Source organism: Xanthomonas sp. SHU 199, assembly GCF_000364665.1.
In the GTDB taxonomy this organism is placed as follows: domain Bacteria; phylum Pseudomonadota; class Gammaproteobacteria; order Xanthomonadales; family Xanthomonadaceae; genus Xanthomonas_A; species Xanthomonas_A sontii.
The window spans coordinates 1-2,283 of the sequence record NZ_AQOI01000314.1; the positions used below are offsets into that span (position 1 = coordinate 1).

Annotated in this window: 2 protein-coding genes and 1 pseudogene; 1 reads left to right on the top strand and 2 read right to left on the bottom strand. The window is 70.7% G+C overall.

Going from position 1 to position 2,283, the window contains the following annotated elements; all coding sequences use genetic code 11:
- Both D183_RS0111255 and wrbA read right to left on the bottom strand, forming a co-directional pair.
- A pseudogene (locus D183_RS0111255) lies at positions 1-206 on the bottom strand (DUF2069 domain-containing protein); the annotation flags it as partial.
- Positions 203-799 carry an NAD(P)H:quinone oxidoreductase gene (gene wrbA, locus D183_RS0111260; protein WP_017909078.1) on the bottom strand — a complete coding sequence of 199 codons (597 nt, stop codon included), beginning with the start codon at positions 797-799 and terminating at the stop codon, positions 203-205. The gene wrbA and the pseudogene D183_RS0111255, both read right to left, overlap by 4 nt.
- Positions 800-875: 76 nt before the next feature.
- Here wrbA and D183_RS0111265 point away from each other — a divergent pair, with 76 nt between their 5' ends.
- Positions 876-2,150 (top strand): YihY family inner membrane protein, encoded by a 1,275-nt coding sequence (locus tag D183_RS0111265; RefSeq protein ID WP_017909079.1) that lies wholly within the window; start codon positions 876-878, stop codon positions 2,148-2,150.
- Positions 2,151-2,283 lie beyond the last annotated feature (133 nt).

The window sequence follows — 2,283 nt, forward strand, 5'->3', positions numbered from 1 at the left end:
CTGAACCACAGCAGCGCGCCGACGCCGCTCCAGAATCGTGCCACTGCCGAGCCGCGCAGCACGCCCACGGCCAGCAACAGCGGCGGCAGCGCGAACACCAGCAGGGCGGCGAGACGGTGGCGATCGTCGTGGAACCAGGTCGCGAACAGTGCCGCCAACGCCAGCAGCGTCGCCCCCAGCGCCACCCGCAGGCGCACGCCGCTCATGGCGCCGCCAGTCGCTGCGCGATCTCGGCCAGGCGCCGGCCGAGCGCGCGCGCCAGCTGCGCTTCTTCCTCGCTGGGCTGCGGATCGTCGTCGGCGCCGGCGACGTGACTGGCGCCGTACGGCGTGCCGCCGCTGCGGGTGCTGCTGAGCAGCGGTTCGGTGTAGGGAATGCCGACGATCAGGCAGCCGTGGTGCAGCAGCGGCAGGTGCATCGACAGCAGGGTGGCTTCCTGGCCGCCGTGCAGCGACGCGGTCGAGGTGAACACCGCCGCCGGCTTGCCGGCCAGCGTGCCGCTGGCCCAGTCGGCGCCGAGTCCGTCGATGAAGTGCTTGACCGGCGCGGCCATGTTGCCGAAGCGGGTCGGGCTGCCCAGCGCCAGGCCCACGCACTCGCGCAGGTCGCTGGCGTCCACGTACGGCGCGCCGCTGTCGGGCACCGGCGGTGCGCTGGTCTGGGTGACCGCCGCCACCGGCGGCACGGTGCGCAGGCGCGCGGCCATGCCCGGCACCTCGCCGACGCCGCGCGCGATCTGCCGCGCCAGGCGCGCCACCGAGCCGCCGCGGCTGTAGTACAGGACCAGAATCTCGGCCATGCGGCCCTCTCGTGGATCGGAACGACCGCCAGTATCGACGATGCCGGCGTCCATGCGCATCGGGTACCCTTGCCCGATGCAGCCGCTGGACACCGTCAATCTCTGGGCCGATCGCCTGCGCGACCGCGCGCGCATGCGCAGCTTCGCCGGCTTCCTGTGGCGGCGCTTCCTCGACGACCGCCTGTTCCAGGCCGCGGCCTCGCTGGCCTACACCACCATCTTCGCGCTGGTGCCGCTGGCGGTGGTGGTGTTCGGGGTGCTGTCGGCGTTCCCGGTGTTCGACAAGTGGAGCGACCAGCTCAGCGACTACATCTTTTCCAACTTCGTGCCGGCCGCGGCGCGTTCGGTGGAGTCCTACCTGCGGCAGTTCTCGGCCAGCGCCGGGCAACTGACCACCGCCGGCGTGATCGCGCTGGTGGTCTCGCTGCTGATCACCCTCAACAGCGTCGAGCAGACCTTCAACCAGATCTGGCGGGTGGTGTCGGCGCGGCCGCAGCTGACCCGCTTCCTGGTGTACTGGACCGTGCTGACCCTCGGCGCGCTGCTGGCCGCGGCGTCGCTGGCGGTGTCGGCGCGGTTCTTCGCGCTGCCGCTGTTCAAGACCAGCGAGGGCCGGCTGCTGGCGCAGGTGGTGCTGAGCGTGGCGCCGGTGCTGATCGAATTCGTCTGCATCACCCTGGTGTACCGGGTGGTGCCGCATCACACGGTCAAGCTACGCCATGCGGTGCCGGGTGCACTGCTGGCGGTGCTGCTGCTGGAGCTGGTGAAGTGGGGCCTGAGCCTGTACCTGGGCAGCTTCCAGTCGTACCAGCGCATCTACGGCACGGTCGCGTTCGTGCCGATCTTCCTGCTGTGGATTTACCTGAGCTGGATCGCGATCCTGCTCGGTGCCTCGGTGTCCTCTTCGATCGCCGCCTTCCGCTACCAGCCGGCCTCGATGCGCCTGCCCGCCGGCTATGAGATCTATGGCCTGCTGCGCCTGCTCGGCCGCTTCGCGCAGGCGCGCAGGCAGGGCAAGGGGCTGCAGGAGGACCAACTCCTGGAACTGGAGCCGATGCTGACCGATTCGCTGGTGCAGGAACTGCTGTGCGAACTGGAGCGCATCCGCCTGCTCAGTCGTACCGAGCAGGGCGACTGGATGCTGGCTCGCGACCTGAGCGACGTGCCGGTGGCCGAGCTGTACGAGAATTGCCAACTGCGCATCCCTGTCGTCGAGACCTATCTGCCGTGCCGCGACGACGCCCTGGGCCAGGCGGCGTGCCGCGCGCTGGACGAACTGCGCCTGCCGTTGCGCGACGTGCTCAAGCGTCGCGTCGGCGACCTCTACACCGAGATTGGAGACCTTGCATGACCGCCATGCGCCTGCTGTTCCCGCTGTTCGCCGCTGCCGCCCTGCTGGCCGGGTGCGACCGCCAGCCCACGCCCAAGCCGGCCGACGGCGCCGCGACCACCGCGTCGTCCACCGCGCCCAAGGCGCCGCCCGA